Genomic DNA, 16904 nt, shown 5'->3' on the forward strand with positions numbered 1-16904 from the left:
GTATTTGAAAGGTTTCGCCATGCCGTGGCTGCAAGTCCGACTCGCCATTACCCCTGATCAGGCAGAGCCCTATGAAGACGCCCTGCTCGGCCTGGGTGCTGTTTCCGTGACATTCATGGATGCAGAAGACCAGCCCATTTTCGAGCCGGACCTGGGCACAACGCCTCTTTGGAGCAAGACGCATCTGCTGGCCCTGTTCGAGTCAGATATCAATGAGCAGGACCTGGCGAAACACCTGACACTTATTGCAGGTACCGGCGCTGATTTTCATATCGAGCATATCGAGGATCAGGACTGGGAACGCAGCTGGATGGATAACTTCCACCCCATGCGCTTTGGTCAGCGCCTCTGGATCGTACCCAGCTGGCATGAAGCGCCCGAGCCGGGTGCAGTCAACCTGCATCTGGATCCCGGGCTTGCTTTCGGTACGGGGACGCACCCCACCACTGCACTGTGCCTCGAATGGCTGGATGGACAGCCACTTGAAGGCTATCAGGTTATCGATTTTGGCTGCGGCTCGGGCATTCTGGCCATCGCGGCACTGCTGCTGGGCGCAACGCGTGCCGTAGGAACGGATATCGACGTACAGGCGCTTGAGGCCTCTCGCGACAATGCCAATCGAAACGGCGTTGACCCAGCCCGCTTCCCGGTCTACCTGCCAGCCGACATGCCGGACGAACCGGCTGATGTCGTTGTTGCCAATATCCTGGCCGGCCCGCTTGTAAGCCTCGCGCCACAATTGAGCCGCCTGGTAAAATCGGGCGGCCGACTGGCCTTGTCCGGCATTCTGGCGGAGCAGGCGGAAGAGGTACGCGCCGCCTACAGTGCCGATTTCGAGCTGGATCCTACGGCCGAGCGCGAAGGCTGGATCAGAATTACGGGCATAAAACGCTAAGATGAACGACGTGCGGCAAAAAAGTGGCTTCAACGAGCCACTTTTCAGCCTTGAGCGTTAGAGTAAACTAGTCGGCTTTTCCGCAGGACCAGACCAGATCGCCATAATGACTGAAACCTACGTCACTCAATGCCCGCATTGCAGTACTCGCTTTCGAGTCAAGCAGGAGCATTTGGCGATTGCCCAAGGCAACGTGCGTTGCGGCGCCTGCCTTGAAATCTTCGATGCCACTCAGCATCTCGAAGGATTGCCGACACCGCTCAAGCCCGTCATCGAGTCGACAGCCGTCGTCATTCAGCCTGCGCCCCCTATGGCTCAGTCACCTTCGACGCAGCCCCAGTCTATCAGCCATGTTTCAGATGCCGCCGAAGCACTGCCCAAGCACCCTTCGGACACTCTATTGATCCATGATGACCTGGATCTGGACGGGCTTGACCTGGATGAAGAGCTGGCCAAGCTGGACGCCATGGAGTCGGCGCAACGCCTTCCTCCCCTGCCAACATTTGGACAGCAGAAACCCGCCTCGAAAACCACACCGGTTTATGATGAAAGCTGGGCTGAGGCCCTGCTGCGCGAGGAAAGTGCAGAATCTGACAACGAGCAGCGCCAGGAACCGACTTTAACGCTCGACACCATCGAGGAAGATCATGCTCATGAAGAGCCCTCGCTAGGGCTGCATGCCTCGAATGAGGCAGACGAGCCCGAGCTTGAATCATCCCTGAGGGCTGACGAGAAGGACAATCACGATCAGTCTATCGAAGCGGCCGAACCTCATGTGGGCGACACGGCGCCCTCTGACCGGGAAGCCACGCCTGTACGTGCCGAGCCCGCTCTGCGTAACGACACGTTGCTCGACCTTCATGACGAGCCATTGCAGCTCGACTGGCAACCGCCGAAGAAGCAGTGGGCCAAGCGGCTCGGCTGGGTGCTGTTGAATCTGGTTGCCCTGTTTGGTCTATTTGCTCAGTACGTTGGCTTTCATTTCGACGAGCTGGCGCGTCAAGACCAGTATCGCCCCTGGTTTGTTCAGTTCTGCGCGTGGGCGGACTGCAAGGTTCCGTCCAAGGTCGATGTAAAACAGATCCGTAGCAGCAACCTGGTTGTACGCAGTCACCCAGAATTTTCAGGCGCGCTACAGGTCGATGCGATCCTGTATAACCGGGCAACGTTCTCACAGCCCTTCCCGCTTCTGGAACTGCGCTTTGCCGACCTGAATGGGCAGCTCATTGCCAGCCGTCGGTTCAAGCCGTGGGAATACCTGGGCGGCGAATTGAAAGGACAGACCGAGATGCCACCGCAGACACCTATTCATATCTCGCTGGACATTCTTGATCCAGGCAGCCGAGCTGTAAATTACAGCCTCAGCTTTCATTCGCCCGAGTAAAAAACACTCCAACATGGCAAAGGTGTCCGGGCCAGGCTGAACTGTTCAGTTTTTGTTCAATTCAGCCTTTATCCGGACACGGCGAGCGGGTATCATTGCCGACCCTTTTCCAGTACACCCGTACCTCCAAAGCGCCTGCAGTTGCTATTGGATAAGGTAATTTCGGCCAGGGAAACTCATGTCGATGGTACGCATCGGCCCATATACATTGCCCAACCCACTGATCCTCGCGCCAATGGCCGGGGTGACTGATCGCCCATTCCGCCAGCTGTGTCGTCAGCTTGGTGCAGGTCTGGTCGTATCGGAAATGGTAACCAGCGACGTTCGTCTGTATAACAGCCGCAAGTCACGGCTACGCCTGATTCACGACGGTGAGGCCGAGCCGCGCTCGGTGCAGATTGCCGGCGGCGATCCAGCCATGCTGGCTGAAGCGGCACAGCGCAATGTCGAGCTGGGTGCACAGATCATCGACATCAATATGGGTTGCCCGGCTAAAAAGGTCTGCAACAAGGCAGCCGGTTCGGCGCTGATGAAAGATGAAGCGCTGGTAGCCGATATCCTGGATGCCGTCGTAGCCGCCGTTGACGTGCCCGTCACGCTCAAGATCCGTACAGGTTGGGACCGTGAACACCGCAATGGCGTGACGATTGCCCGCATTGCAGAGCAGGCCGGTATTGCGGCACTCTCCGTGCACGGACGGACGCGGGCCGATCTGTATACCGGGACAGCGGAATACGACACCATCGCTGAAATCAAGCAGGCGGTTTCCATTCCGATTTTTGCCAACGGTGACATCGACTCACCGGAAAAGGCTCGCTACGTGCTGGACCATACCGGTGCCGATGCCCTGCTGATTGGCCGTGCGGCGCAAGGGAGACCCTGGATCTTCCGAGAGATCGATAATTACCTGCGTACAGGCCAGCATCTGCCGGCACCGACCCTTGGCGAAGTGGAACAGATCCTGCTGGGCCATTTGTCCGAGTTGCATGGTTTCTACGGCCCCGAAATGGGCGTACGGATCGCTCGCAAGCACGTAGGCTGGTATCTTTCAGCTCTTCCTGGCGCTCAGGACTTTCGCGCTCAGTTCAACCGTCTCCAAGATATGGACGCACAACACGCCAGCATTTGCGCCTTTTTCGCGCAGTGCCCATCTGATGGGAAGGAAGTGGCATGACTTCGTTGACCGATAACTCTATGACTGGAATCACGCCTGTGAGCGACAATGCCAATCTGAAGCAGCACCTGACGGCACCGCTGCAGGAAGGCCAGACCCTGCGAGACAGCGTTGAAAAGGCGCTTCGCAACTATTTCGCTCACCTGGACGGCCAGCCGGTTACCGATGTCTACAACATGGTGTTGTGTGAAGTCGAAGCCCCCTTGCTGGAAAGCGTAATGAATTACGTCAAGGGCAACCAGACCAAGGCGTCTGAGATGCTCGGCTTGAATCGCGGCACCCTGCGCAAAAAGCTCAAGCAATACGATCTGCTCTGATTCTCATGATGTCCAGAGCCGGTCGAGCAAGGTCCGGTTCTGGACAGCCCTTCCTCTCGCCTGACCGATGGACTTTGTGATGACAGACCAAACCGCCCGCCTTCCCGTTCGCCGTGCGCTGATCAGCGTCTCCGACAAGACTGGCGTCGTTGATTTTGCCCGAGAGCTTGCAGCATTAGGTGTCGAGATTCTTTCGACTGGCGGCACCTATAAATTGCTGCGCGACAATAATGTCCCGGCAGTGGAGGTGGCGGATTACACCGGCTTTCCAGAAATGATGGACGGTCGCGTCAAGACGCTGCATCCCAAGATTCATGGTGGCATTCTGGGTCGCCGCGGTACGGATGATGGCGTCATGGGTCAGCGCGGCATCCAGCCGATTGATCTGGTAGCCGTTAACCTCTACCCCTTCGAGGCAACTGTAGCCAAGCCAGACTGCGACCTGCCGACTGCCATCGAGAATATCGATATTGGCGGTCCGACCATGGTTCGCTCAGCCGCGAAAAATCATAAGGACGTTGCTATCGTCGTCAATGCCGGCGATTACGCTCAGATCATCGAAAGCCTCAAGCATGGCGGCATGACCTATGCACAGCGTTTCGATCTGGCCCTCAAAGCGTTCGAACATACATCAGCCTATGACGGCATGATTGCCAATTACCTGGGCACGATTGACCAGACGGCTGAAGTATTATCCACCCAGGGCCGCGGCAGCTTTCCCCGTACCTTCAATACCCAGTTCATCAAGGCGCAAGAGATGCGCTACGGCGAAAATCCGCATCAGAGCGCTGCTTTCTATGTAGAAGGCAAGCCCCAGGAGGCGAGTGTCGCCACGGCGACCCAGCTTCAAGGCAAGGAGCTTTCCTTTAATAATGTGGCTGACACCGATGCAGCCCTGGAGTGCGTAAAGAGCTTTGATGCTCCAGCCTGTGTTATCGTCAAACATGCCAATCCCTGTGGCGTTGCGGTAGCCTCCGAAGAGGATGGCGGCATTCGCAAGGCCTATGACCTGGCATATGCCACTGATAGCGAGTCTGCCTTTGGCGGCATCATCGCTTTCAACCGCGAGCTGGATGGCGAAACGGCCAAGGCGATTGTCGAGCGCCAGTTCGTCGAAGTCATCATTGCACCCAAGGTATCAGCTGCCGCTCGCGAGATCATCGCAGCCAAAGCCAATGTTCGACTGCTGGAATGCGGCGAATGGAGCACCGAACGCGTGGGCGGCTGGGACTTCAAGCGAGTAAACGGTGGCCTGCTGGTACAGAGCCGCGACATCGGTATGATCACTCAGGCCGATCTCAAAATCGTTACTCAGCGCGCGCCCAGTGAGCAGGAAATCCAAGACCTGCTGTTCGCCTGGAAAGTCGCCAAATTTGTGAAGTCCAACGCCATCGTTTATGCCAAGCATCGTCAGACCGTAGGCGTAGGAGCTGGCCAGATGAGCCGCGTCAACTCTGCCCGCATCGCTGCCATCAAGGCCGAACATGCCGGACTGGCCGTACAAGGAGCCGTCATGGCATCCGATGCCTTCTTCCCCTTCCGTGACGGCATCGACAATGCTGCCAAGGCCGGCATTACCGCCGTGATTCAACCCGGCGGCTCGATGCGTGACGCGGAAGTCATTGCGGCTGCCGATGAAGCAGGCATGGCCATGGTCTTTACCGGCATGCGTCATTTCCGTCACTAATCAAACCGGCTTTGCCGTATTGTCCGGAGCCTTGATCTGCCACTGCGCAGACGAGAGGCTCTGGACATCTTGCATCACTGCGGGCTCATGCCCTGGCCGGCATGAGCCCTAGAAGGAGCGAACATGAATGTATTGATCATTGGCAGCGGCGGACGAGAACACGCGCTGGCCTGGAAGGCGGCACAGGATCCTCGCGTTGAAAAGGTATTCGTTGCGCCGGGTAATGCGGGTACGGCCATCGAAGATAAATGTGAAAACGTCGCTATTGATGTTCTGGCCCTAGAGCAACTGGCGGACTTTGCCGAAAAAAACGTTGCCCTGACAATCGTCGGACCAGAAGCCCCTCTGGTAAAAGGCGTCGTAGACCTGTTTCACTCACGTGGCCTGAAGTGCTTCGGCCCTACGGCAGGCGCTGCCCAGCTGGAAGGATCCAAGGCCTTCACCAAGGATTTCCTGGCCCGCCACCAGATTCCTACAGCGGCATACCAGAACTTTACTGAAATTGAGCCTGCCCTTGCCTACCTGCGTGAAAAGGGCGCACCTATCGTAGTCAAGGCCGACGGCCTTGCTGCAGGCAAGGGTGTAATCGTCGCCATGACGCTTGAAGAAGCTGAGGCTGCCGTACGTGACATGCTGTCAGGCAATGCCTTTGGCGATGCGGGTGCTCGTGTTGTTATCGAGGAGTTCCTGGAGGGCGAAGAGGCCAGCTTTATCGTCATGGTCGACGGCCATAACGTACTGCCCATGGCGACCAGTCAGGATCACAAGCGTGTAGGCGATGCAGACACCGGCCCGAATACCGGCGGCATGGGTGCGTACTCACCCGCTCCGGTGGTCACTACTGATATCCATCAGCGCATCATGGATGAAGTAATCTATCCCACGGTACAGGGTATGGCGGCTGAAGGTCATGTCTATACCGGTTTTCTGTACGCTGGCCTGATGATCGACAAGAACGGCGCTCCCAAGGTCATCGAGTTCAACTGCCGCTTTGGCGATCCTGAAACGCAGCCGATCATGCTGCGCCTGCAATCCAGTCTGGTAGCACTGGTCGAGGCAGCGCTGGCTGAGCAGCTGGATACGGCTGATGCCCAGTGGGATCCTCGACCCAGCCTGGGTGTCGTACTGGCAGCAGGTGGCTACCCTGGAGATTACGCCAAGGGAGACGTCATTTCCGGCCTGGAACAGGCAGTCACTGCCGACGGCAAGGTCTTTCATGCTGGCACAGCATTAGCCCAAGATCAGGTCGTGACCAGTGGTGGCCGCGTCCTGTGCGCCACGGCACTAGGTGACTCCGTGGCTCAGGCACAGCAGAATGCCTATGCCCTAGCCAGACAGATCAACTGGAACGGCTGCTTCTACCGCAACGACATCGGTTATCGTGCGATAGCTCGCGAACGCAGCTAATACCACTGCCGGACGTCATGAAGATGTCCGGCAGCATTTATCCCTGCTGGTCGGCTCGCTATACTCTGAATTCAACTTACGAAGGGAATTTTCGTGCGCCGGCTCAGGACCGCCATCTGTTTGCTTGCCAGCGTTGTGCTGGCTTTCCTGTATGCCTCGTTTCCTGTGGCTGCCGACGAAATGGCGGCATGGTCACGCCTGGATGATCCAGAGGGTAGCCTGCAGCTGAGCGATGTGCGTGAGCGGCTTTCTGAGTTCAGATCGCTCCCGGGCCAGGAAACCCATCGTCCGGCTGATGAAGGAGCAATCTGGCTCTATACTCGCCTGCCCGCCTCGGATGCCTCACGCGTTCTACGGGCCATTGCACCAAACGTGGCGTATATCGATTTTTATGCCTTGAGTGATGGCAGGACCCTGTCCCTCAATCGAACCGGCATCGCACGCCCCGGTAACTACCGTGAGCAGCCCAGCCGCGACTTTCTGTTTACCCTGCCGAGTACCGCCGGCCCGCTGGACGTTTTTGTCCGCATGGAAAGCCGAAGTCCGATTCGTGCCTTTCTGAAGATTGCGCCCAATGCCGAGATCACCATCGCCTTCCGGCTACTGATGTTCGGCACGCTGCTGGGCTGCCTGTGCATGCTCATGATCTTCAACATGATGCAGCTCTTCTACCGGCGCAGCAGTACCGGTATTGCCCTAACCATTCTGCTCGGCCTGCAGATGGTGGCCGCCTTTAACATCTTCGGCCTGGCCAGCATGATTCTGGTCGAAAAGCTCTACCTGACGCCGTTGCTGATGGATCTCTCTACCCTGGCAACGATGGCGTGTGCGCTCTATTTTACCAGCGCCTTCTTTAACGGCCAGCAGCTGCCATTACGCCTGCAGCTGGTGCTTTATGTCGAGTTCATCGCGCTTGTACTGGCGGCCGCGTTCCTGATTCTGACCAAGGACGTATACATCGGCGAGGTGCTTTACAGCCTCATCGGCCTAAGTGTTTTCACCCTTTTCGCCATCAGTGTCAAATACTGGCAACAGGGCTTCAAGCCCGCACGCTGGCTGGCACTGGCCTATCTGCTGGCCATCATTGCGGGTGGTTTGGCCCTGCCCCGCATGATGGGTTACTGGTCCTCACCAGAATGGCTGGGACGCGCACTGGTTATGGTCAGCGTGATTACCGGCTTTCTGTTTACGGTGGCTGTAGGCGAGCGCCAGCGTTATCTGCTTGAAAAGCACTTCCTGATGAGCCGTGACCAAGCCGCCAACACGGCTGAAATCAAGGGCAAGGCAGACTTCCTGGCACGCATGAGCCACGAAATACGCACCCCTATGAACGGTGTATTGGGCATGACCGAGCTGCTTTTAGGCACCGCTATGTCACCCAAGCAACGGGATTATGTCCAGACCATTCACAGCGCAGGTAATGAGCTGCTTAGCCTGATCAATGAAATTCTGGATATATCAAGGCTCGAGTCTGGCCAGATCGAACTGGAAGATGTCCAATTCGACTTCAATGCGCTGATCGAGGATAGTCTTGATATTTTCAGAGCCAAGGCCGAGCATCGACAGGTTGAACTGATCAGCTTTATCCAGCCCCAGGTGCCGCGCATGATGACGGGTGACCCGACGCGTCTGCGCCAGGTGTTGCTAAGCCTGCTGGATAATGCCTTCCAGCGGACTGAAATAGGCGAGATCCTGCTGGTGGTGGCTCTGGAAGGCCAAGGAACGCCAAACCCTCGCCTGCGTATCGCCGTTCAGGACAGCGGTACGCCCCTGGAGCCTGAGGCCCGCAACCGACTAGTTTCCAGCACGTTGGACAGCCGGGAATTTCTGGCAGCTGGTGTGTCGGGTGCTCATCGAGGTCTTGCCATCACGCAACGTCTGATCATGCTGATGAAGGGTGAGCTGGGTATTGAAAGCGGCGCTGAAGCTGGCTCGACCGTCTGGCTTACCCTTCCCGTTCCACAAGGCCTTCTGGATAATCCCGGCGCTGATCTCGACCGGCCCCTGCATGGCGTCCGCCTGCTGGTGGTCGACGATAACGAAACCTGCCGCAAGGTTCTCCAGCTGCAATGCAGTGCCTGGGGCATGAACGTCACCCTGGCGGCTTCCGGGCGGGAAGCCCTGGCACTCCTGCGTACCAAGGCGAACCTGCAAGAATATTTCGATGTCGTGCTGCTGGATCAGGAGATGCCAGGCATGACCGGCATGCAACTGGCCGCACGGATCAACGAAGATCCCAACCTGAGCCATGATCTGCTACTGATCATGCTGACCGGTATCACTAACGCGCCCAGCAAGATCATTGCACGCAACGCGGGTATCAAGCGTGTCCTGACCAAGCCTGTAGCAGGCTACACGCTGAAGGCCACACTGGCCGATGAACTCTCCCGACGCAGCCAGCCGCTGGGCGAGACGCCTCGAGAGACCCAGTCGGCGCCTCTGCCAAACGACCTCAAGGTTCTGGTTGCCGAGGACAACATCATCTCAACCAAGGTTATTCGCGGCATGTTGAAAAAGATCAACATCGAGCCGGATACAGCCACAAATGGCCTCGAAGCCCTGGCAGCCATGCAACAGACCCAGTATGACCTCGTATTGATGGACTGCGAGATGCCGGAAATGGACGGCTTTACGGCAACCGAACGCATGCGTGCGTGGGAGGCGCGCGAGAACCGCCCACGAACACCCATTGTGGCGCTGACGGCGCATATCCTTTCCGAACACAAGGAGCGCGCCCAGGAAGCCGGAATGGATGGTCATATGGCCAAGCCTGTGGAGTTGTCTCAATTGCGTGACCTTGTGCAGTTCTGGGCTGGCGAACGTGAGCGAGGCGAAACAAAGAAGTAAGGTGGCAGCTACGTGACTTCTTCACCATGTAGCTGCCTGACTCGTCCAATAGGCTGCTTATAATTTATTCAAATAACGGCCCAAGCCAGGCGCCCCAAAAAAGGGCCGCCTGGTTTTTCGTATTTACCCAGAGCACCAAAAGAAGGCACCACGTCTACTACGCCGCCAGCGTTTGAGTATGAAAGCTTAGTCAAATCAAAGGCTGTGGCAGTTTGGCATGGATAGTGAAATGCATCGATTAAAGCCGAAAAGGCTTACCCACAATCGAGCACGATCATCCAGGAGCCATGCATGAAGCGCCGTCCCCTACTCAAGACAACGTTGGCCGCTAGCGCCCTGCTGTTCAGCGGACTTTTCCCTTTCAGCGCTGCGCACGCCGCCGACACCATTAAGGTCGGTATTCTGCACTCCCTGTCCGGCACCATGGCGATCTCCGAAACATCGCTCAAAGACATGGCGCTAATGACCATCGATGAAATCAATGCCAAGGGCGGCATAAACGGTAAAAAGCTTGAGCCGGTGGTGGTTGACCCTGCTTCCAACTGGCCATTGTTTGCAGAAAAAGCACGCCAACTACTGACTCAGGACAAGGTAGCCGTGGTATTTGGCTGCTGGACCTCCGTCTCTCGCAAATCCGTATTACCGGTTTTTGAAGAGCTGAACGGCATGTTGTTCTACCCCGTTCAGTATGAGGGCGAGGAAATGTCGCCCAACGTGTTCTATACCGGCGCAGCGCCCAATCAGCAGGCCATTCCGGCAGTGGAATACCTGATGAGCGAGGATGGTGGTGCCGCCAAGCGCTTTTTCCTGCTGGGCACCGATTACGTCTATCCTCGTACCACGAACAAGATCCTCCGCGCCTTCCTGCATAGCAAGGGCGTAGACGACAAAAATATCGAAGAGGTCTATACCCCCTTTGGTCATAGTGATTATCAGACCATCGTTGCCAATATCAAAAAATTCTCTGCCGGCGGCAAGACCGCTGTGGTCTCGACCATCAACGGCGATTCCAACGTGCCCTTTTACAAGGAACTGGCCAACCAGGGGTTGAAGGCAACAGACGTACCGGTAGTGGCTTTCTCGGTGGGTGAGGAAGAGCTGCGTGGTATTGATACGGCGCCACTGGTCGGTCATCTGGCAGCCTGGAACTACTTCCAGTCCGTCGAAAATCCGGTCAACGAGAAATTCGTATCCGACTGGAAGGCCTATGCCAAGGCCCATAACCTTCCCAACGCCGCTACAGCTGTCACCAATGACCCGATGGAAGCGACCTACGTCGGTATCCACATGTGGGCGCAGGCCGTCGAGAAGGCCAAATCGACCGATGTGGACAAGGTGCGTGATGCGCTGGCGGATCAACGCTTCCAGGCGCCTTCGGGTTATACCCTGACCATGGACAAGACCAATCATCACCTCCATAAGCCGGTCATGATCGGCGAGATCCAGGATGACGGTCAGTTCAGTGTGGTCTGGCAGACTGAAGGTCCCATCCGCGCACAGCCCTGGAGCCCTTATATCACCGGCAATGACAAGAAGCCGGAGCATCCAGTCAAGGGTACGTTTTAACGCATGAGTTGATAACGCGTCGCGGGCATTGGGGAGCCTTTCGCTTGCCAGTGTCTGCTTCGCCACGAAGCGCCCGAGGGTGCAGCCCCTGCACACACGAGAGAAAACATGCGCCTGGTTTCCTTTTTATTGACTGCCTTGCTGCTGAGCGCTGCCGGCTTGGCCTGCGCCGGCCCGGCCAGTGATTTCGCCGCCGCCAGCAGCGCCGAACAGATCAAGCTACTACAAGCCTGGTCGGCTGAGCCCAGCCCTGACCGCTTACCTTTTCTACAAGCCCTGCAGGACAACACCGTAGTTATCGACGATGAAAAGCACGTGTTCTACAAGGACGGCAATACACTGCATGCCGCAGAAGGTGACTCTACAGTAGCGCCTGTCGGCACGCCGAAAAGCTTCCGCTTGAACAACCGGCTCCGGGTCTTGATCAGCAATGCCCTGGCGAGCCACCAGCTCCTGTCCAACGATGCTTCGGCACGTCTGCACGCCGCACAGGCATTACGGCAGGAAGCCAAGCCAGAACAGCGTACGCTGCTCGAACAGCGCCTGCATATCGAGGCAGATGAAGACGTCAAACAGGCGTTGAGCCTTGCCCTGGCCAACCTACAGTTGACCGATCCTGATCCTGCCGTGCGTTTGGCTGCGGTGCGCCTGCTGGGCGATACAGGCGAGCCCCAGGCACGCACGCGCCTGCAGGCGCTGACCAATCCCGCCAACGAGACCGACGCCAATGTACGCAAGGCCGTAGCAACCAGTCTGAAACAGGTGGAACGTCGCCTGCTGATCGGTGATCTGCTTGGACAGGCCTTTACCGGCCTTTCCCTGGGCTCGATTCTGCTATTGGCAGCCTTGGGCCTTGCCATCACGTACGGCCTGCTGGGTGTGATCAATATGGCCCATGGCGAGATGCTGATGCTGGGCGCCTACTCCACGTACGTGGTTCAACTGCTGTTCCAGCGTCTGGCGCCCGATTGGCTCGCTTTTTATCCACTGCTGGCTCTGCCTGTGGCATTTCTTATCACAGCGGTCATTGGCATGGCACTGGAACGTACCGTGATCCGCCATCTGTACGGCCGCCCGCTTGAAACCCTGTTGGCTACCTGGGGCATCAGCCTGATGCTGATCCAGCTGGTGCGCGTCGTGTTCGGGGCCCAAAACGTGGAAGTGGCAAATCCGGCATGGCTCTCGGGCGGTATCCAGGCCTTGCCGAATCTGCTGCTGCCATATAACCGGCTGATCATCATTGGTTTTGTAATTGCGGTTCTGGTTCTCACCTGGAGTCTGCTCAATATGACCCGGCTAGGCTTGAATATCCGCGCCGTGACGCAGAACCGCAACATGGCAGCCTGCTGCGGCGTGCCGACCGGGCGCATCGACATGCTGGCATTTGGCCTGGGCTCGGGTATTGCCGGCCTGGGTGGCGTGGCGCTATCGCAGGTTGGCAACGTCGGACCTGACTTGGGTCAGGGCTACATTATCGACTCCTTTCTGGTCGTGGTGCTTGGCGGGGTTGGCCAGCTGGCTGGGAGCGTCATGGCTGCGTTCGGCCTGGGCATTGCCAACAAGATTCTCGAACCACAGATCGGCGCAGTACTGGGCAAGATCCTGATCCTCGCGCTGATCATCCTGTTTATCCAGAAGCGCCCCCAAGGCCTCTTCGCTCTCAAAGGGAGGGTTATCGATTGAACCAGCCCCTGACCATTACGCTTGCGCAAAAAGCCGGCCCGCGCTGGACCCTGGCCCTTGGCGGATTAGCCCTGGTTGGCCTGCTTGCCTTGCCGCTTCTCTCCTTGCTACCGGCCGACAACCCATTACAGGTGTCGGCTTATACCCTGACACTGGTAGGCAAGATTCTCTGCTATGCCATCGTGGCGCTTGCTCTGGACCTGGTCTGGGGATACGCCGGACTGCTGTCGCTCGGCCACGGTCTGTTCTTCGCCCTGGGTGGCTACGCGATGGGCATGTATCTGGTACGCCAGTCTGCCGGAGAAGGCGTCCCGGCCTTCATGTCGTTTCTGTCCTGGACGGAAATCCCCTGGTTCTGGGCGGGTACGCAGCACTTTCTGTGGGCGCTATGCCTGGTCGTACTTGCACCTGGTGTGCTTGCCTTTGTGTTTGGTTTTTTTGCCTTTCGCTCACGCATCAAGGGTGTGTACTTTTCGATCATGACCCAGGCGTTGACCTTTGCCGGCATGCTGCTGTTCTTTCGTAACGAGACCGGTTTTGGCGGCAACAATGGGTTCACCGGCTTCACTACCCTGCTCGGCTTCCCGATCGCCTCACCGGGCATGCGTGCCATGCTTTTCCTGCTGACAGTCGCCCTGCTTGTAGGCAGTCTGCTCCTGGGCTGGCAACTCGCACGCAGTAAATTCGGCCGCATTCTTACCGCCATCCGCGATGCGGAGAACCGCGTCATGTTCTGCGGCTACGACCCACGCGGCTTCAAACTGTTCGTCTGGACGCTGTCGGCTGTGCTTTGTGGTCTGGCGGGTGCGCTGTACGTACCTCAGGTGGGCATCATCAACCCGAGCGAAATGGCTCCGACCAACTCCATCGAGGCTGCCATCTGGGTGGCACTGGGCGGCCGCGGCACGCTGATTGGCCCGATCATTGGTGCGGGCATCGTCAATGGCGCCAAGAGCTGGTTCACCGTTGCCTTTCCCGAGTACTGGCAGTTCTTTCTGGGCCTGCTGTTCATCGTAGTGACCCTCTATCTTCCCAAGGGCGTGATCGGACTGATCCGTAAGGATAAAGACCTATGAAAGCCGCTCCTGTACCTGAGCTGCTCGATGCCTCCCTAGGCAGCGAATCGAGCGGGCTGGGCCACCGTGTTACAGGCGGTCTCGATACCCGCCACGGCACGATTCTTACGCTAGAGGATATCAGTGTCAGCTTCGATGGATTCAAGGCGCTAAATGACCTGACGCTTTACATCGGCGTCGGTGAGCTGCGCTGCATTATCGGGCCCAATGGTGCCGGCAAGACGACCCTGATGGACGTCATCACCGGCAAGACCCGCCCCGATACTGGCAAGGCCTACTTTGGCGAAACCCTGGACCTGACACAGATGAGCGAGGTGCAAATCGCTCAGGCAGGCATCGGTCGGAAGTTTCAGAAGCCTACGGTATTCGAAGCGCTTACCGTGTATGAAAACCTGGAGTTGGCACAAAAGGCCGACAAGTCTGTCTGGGCCAGCTTGCGAGCAACGCTTAGTGGTGAGCAGAAGGAGCGACTCGAGGACATCCTGACCACGATCCGCCTGAGCGAATCGCGTCATCGACCGGCCGGGTTGCTCTCCCATGGACAAAAACAATTCCTGGAAATCGGCATGCTACTGACGCAGGAGCCCCAGTTACTCCTGCTGGACGAACCGGTAGCCGGCATGACAGATGCCGAAACCGAGTTTACGGCGGAACTGTTCAAGTCGCTGGCCCGCAAGCATTCGCTCATGGTGGTGGAGCATGACATGGGCTTTGTCGACACCATCGCTGATCATGTCACCGTGCTGCACCAAGGGCATGTTCTGGCAGAGGGCTCGCTTGTCGAAGTACAGGCCAATGAGCAGGTCATCGAGGTCTATCTAGGTCGATGAAAGCGCCCCGTAGCGTGGATCAAGCCCAGCAATGCTGTGCAGCTGGCAATTGATGAGTAGGTAATCTCCCCTCTCGCTCATGCGTCCATAAGGAACAACGATGCTTCAGGTTAACGAACTTCATCAGTATTACGGTGGTAGCCACATCCTGCGCGGTCTGTCCTTTGAGGCAAGAATTGGCGAAATCACGTGTCTACTGGGCCGAAACGGCGTTGGCAAGACGACGCTGCTCAAGTGCCTGATGGGTCTTATACCCTCGAAACAGGGAAGCGTGACCTGGGAAGGCAATGTGATTACTTCGCTCAAGCCACACCAGCGGATTCATGCCGGTGTCGCCTATGTACCGCAGGGTCGTGAGATTTTCCCTAGGCTTACCGTAGAGGAAAATCTGCTGATGGGCCTGTCTCGCTTCCCGGCCGGACAAGCCAAGGAAGTCCCTGATTTTATCTATGAGCTGTTCCCTGTTCTCAAGCAGATGAAGCATCGTCGAGGGGGAGACCTCTCTGGTGGTCAGCAGCAACAGCTCGCCATTGGCCGCGCCCTGGCCAGCCAACCGCGCCTGCTGATTCTTGATGAGCCCACCGAAGGGATTCAGCCGTCCGTTATCAAGGAGATCGGTACGGTCATCAAGCGGCTGGCGGCCAGAGGCGATATGGCCATTTTACTGGTGGAGCAATTCTATGATTTTGCCGCCGAATTGGCCGATCACTATCTTGTGATGTCTCGTGGGGAAATCATCCAGCGCGGCCAGGGTACACAGATGGAGGCCGACGGCGTAAGCGGTCTGGTCGCCATTTGAAAACCGCTTGCCAGAGCACCCACGCGGCATGCCATGATCCCGTCAGTTCAGCGTAATGATGCTGACGGTAAACCAAAACAGATAAGAACCGATGAACGCACCAATTACATCCGCCCTATTTACCCCTGCCTGGCAGGCCGAGCTGGAATTGGCCTATTCACGCCAGGATGACTGGACTCGTCCAGTCATGCGGCGGCATGCCGGTCCGCTGCGGGTGCAGAAGCATTTGCACGCGGAGGGGCCGGAGGTGTGCCAGCACATCATTGTTCACCCACCTGGCGGTATTGCCGGCGGAGATCGCCTGGCAATCAGTGCTCGTGTCGGTGAGCAGGCCTGGGCGCAACTGACCAGTCCGGGTGCCGCCAAGTGGTATCGCGCGACAGGCCCAGCTCATCAGTGTCTCACACTCGCCGTCGAGCCCGGCGCCACGCTGGAATGGCTACCTCAGGAAACCATTGTCTTCTCGGGTGCGCAGGCCGAGCTGGCTACCCGTATCAATCTTGAAGGTGACGCCCGCCTTTTTTACTGGGACATGGTTGCCCTGGGTCGCCCCGCCAGCCAAGAGCGCTTTGCTACAGGACACTTCCAGTCTCATCTGGACATCTACCGCGACGGCCATCTGCTATGGCATGAGCGTCAGCGCATTGCCGGAGGCGACCGTTTACTGGAATCGCCTATTGGACTCGCCGGATATCCTGTCTTCGCCACGCTGATCGTGACCGGCGATATTGACGAATCCCTGCTACAGGCCTGCCGCGCCCTGCCGTGCCAGGGCCGTGGCGATCTCTCACAACTCCCTGGCCTGCTGGTAGCTCGTTGTCTTGCCCATGAGGCGTTGGCGGCACGTGCCTGGCTGATCGAACTCTGGACGCTGTTACGCCCTGCCCTGCTAGGCCGCCGCGCCGTCTCTCCTCGCATCTGGAGCACCTAATGGATTTGACACCTCGCGAAAAAGACAAACTATTGATTTTCACTGCCGGTCTTGTGGCTGAACGGCGTCTGGCCAGGGGCCTCAAGCTCAATTATCCCGAGGCCATGGCCTTTATATCGGCCGCCCTGCTCGAAGGCGCCCGGGACGGCCAGACGGTAGCCGAGCTGATGCACTACGGCACCACGCTGCTTACCCGCGAACAGGTCATGGAAGGGGTTCCGGAAATGATTCCAGACATCCAGGTGGAAGCTACCTTTCCCGACGGGACCAAGCTTGTAACCGTACACCAACCGATTGCCTGAGGCTGT

The 16904-nt window shown here is 57.6% G+C and carries 14 protein-coding genes; all 14 read left to right on the forward strand.

Annotated elements, in window-relative coordinates; all coding sequences use genetic code 11:
- Positions 1–19: 19 nt before the first annotated feature.
- The 14 genes from prmA (at position 20) to JQR90_RS14915 (ending at position 16898) form a co-directional block, all read left to right on the forward strand.
- Positions 20–895: a 50S ribosomal protein L11 methyltransferase gene (gene prmA / locus JQR90_RS14850; protein ID WP_010795426.1), complete on the forward strand. Its 876-nt coding sequence runs from the start codon at positions 20–22 to the stop codon at positions 893–895.
- Between the two features lie 106 nt (positions 896–1001).
- The gene (locus tag JQR90_RS14855; protein ID WP_010795427.1) at positions 1002–2279 is read left to right on the forward strand and encodes a DUF3426 domain-containing protein; all 1278 of its coding nucleotides are present in this window, start codon (positions 1002–1004) and stop codon (positions 2277–2279) included.
- Positions 2280–2457: 178 nt separating this feature from the next.
- A complete protein-coding gene (dusB, locus tag JQR90_RS14860) occupies positions 2458–3453 on the forward strand; it encodes a tRNA dihydrouridine synthase DusB (RefSeq protein ID WP_010795428.1) in 996 nt (331 codons plus the stop codon).
- Positions 3450–3770, forward strand: coding sequence for a DNA-binding transcriptional regulator Fis (fis, locus tag JQR90_RS14865; RefSeq protein WP_010795429.1), 321 nt, complete (start codon positions 3450–3452; stop codon positions 3768–3770). Before dusB ends, fis begins: the two co-directional genes overlap by 4 nt.
- A gap of 79 nt (positions 3771–3849) precedes the next feature.
- A complete protein-coding gene (gene purH / locus JQR90_RS14870) occupies positions 3850–5457 on the forward strand; it encodes a bifunctional phosphoribosylaminoimidazolecarboxamide formyltransferase/IMP cyclohydrolase (protein WP_010795430.1) in 1608 nt (535 codons plus the stop codon).
- 123 nt (positions 5458–5580) lie between these two features.
- Positions 5581–6864: a phosphoribosylamine--glycine ligase gene (gene purD / locus JQR90_RS14875; protein WP_286790144.1), complete on the forward strand. Its 1284-nt coding sequence runs from the start codon at positions 5581–5583 to the stop codon at positions 6862–6864.
- Between the two features lie 93 nt (positions 6865–6957).
- Positions 6958–9711: a hybrid sensor histidine kinase/response regulator gene (locus JQR90_RS14880; protein WP_010795432.1), complete on the forward strand. Its 2754-nt coding sequence runs from the start codon at positions 6958–6960 to the stop codon at positions 9709–9711.
- 291 nt (positions 9712–10002) lie between these two features.
- The gene (urtA, locus tag JQR90_RS14885) at positions 10003–11277 is read left to right on the forward strand and encodes an urea ABC transporter substrate-binding protein (RefSeq protein ID WP_010795433.1); all 1275 of its coding nucleotides are present in this window, start codon (positions 10003–10005) and stop codon (positions 11275–11277) included.
- Positions 11278–11385: 108 nt separating this feature from the next.
- Positions 11386–12960 carry an urea ABC transporter permease subunit UrtB gene (urtB, locus tag JQR90_RS14890; RefSeq protein ID WP_010795434.1) on the forward strand — a complete coding sequence of 525 codons (1575 nt, stop codon included), beginning with the start codon at positions 11386–11388 and terminating at the stop codon, positions 12958–12960.
- Positions 12957–14036, forward strand: a complete 1080-nt coding sequence (gene urtC, locus JQR90_RS14895; RefSeq protein ID WP_010795435.1) for an urea ABC transporter permease subunit UrtC — start codon at positions 12957–12959, stop codon at positions 14034–14036. Before urtB ends, urtC begins: the two co-directional genes overlap by 4 nt.
- Entirely contained in the window at positions 14033–14866 is an 834-nt protein-coding gene (urtD, locus tag JQR90_RS14900; RefSeq protein ID WP_219653265.1) for an urea ABC transporter ATP-binding protein UrtD, read from the forward strand. The genes urtC and urtD overlap by 4 nt, the downstream gene beginning before the upstream one ends.
- Before the next feature lie 100 nt (positions 14867–14966).
- Positions 14967–15665, forward strand: coding sequence for an urea ABC transporter ATP-binding subunit UrtE (gene urtE / locus JQR90_RS14905; protein ID WP_010795437.1), 699 nt, complete (start codon positions 14967–14969; stop codon positions 15663–15665).
- Between the two features lie 91 nt (positions 15666–15756).
- Positions 15757–16596, forward strand: a complete 840-nt coding sequence (locus JQR90_RS14910; protein ID WP_434140088.1) for an urease accessory protein UreD — start codon at positions 15757–15759, stop codon at positions 16594–16596.
- On the forward strand, positions 16596–16898 hold the full coding sequence (locus tag JQR90_RS14915; protein ID WP_010795439.1) for an urease subunit gamma: 303 nt from the start codon (positions 16596–16598) through the stop codon (positions 16896–16898). The genes JQR90_RS14910 and JQR90_RS14915 overlap by 1 nt, the downstream gene beginning before the upstream one ends.
- Positions 16899–16904 lie beyond the last annotated feature (6 nt).

This window comes from Pseudomonas sp. JZ114 (assembly GCF_051027705.1).
Lineage (GTDB): Bacteria > Pseudomonadota > Gammaproteobacteria > Pseudomonadales > Pseudomonadaceae > Chryseomonas > Chryseomonas luteola.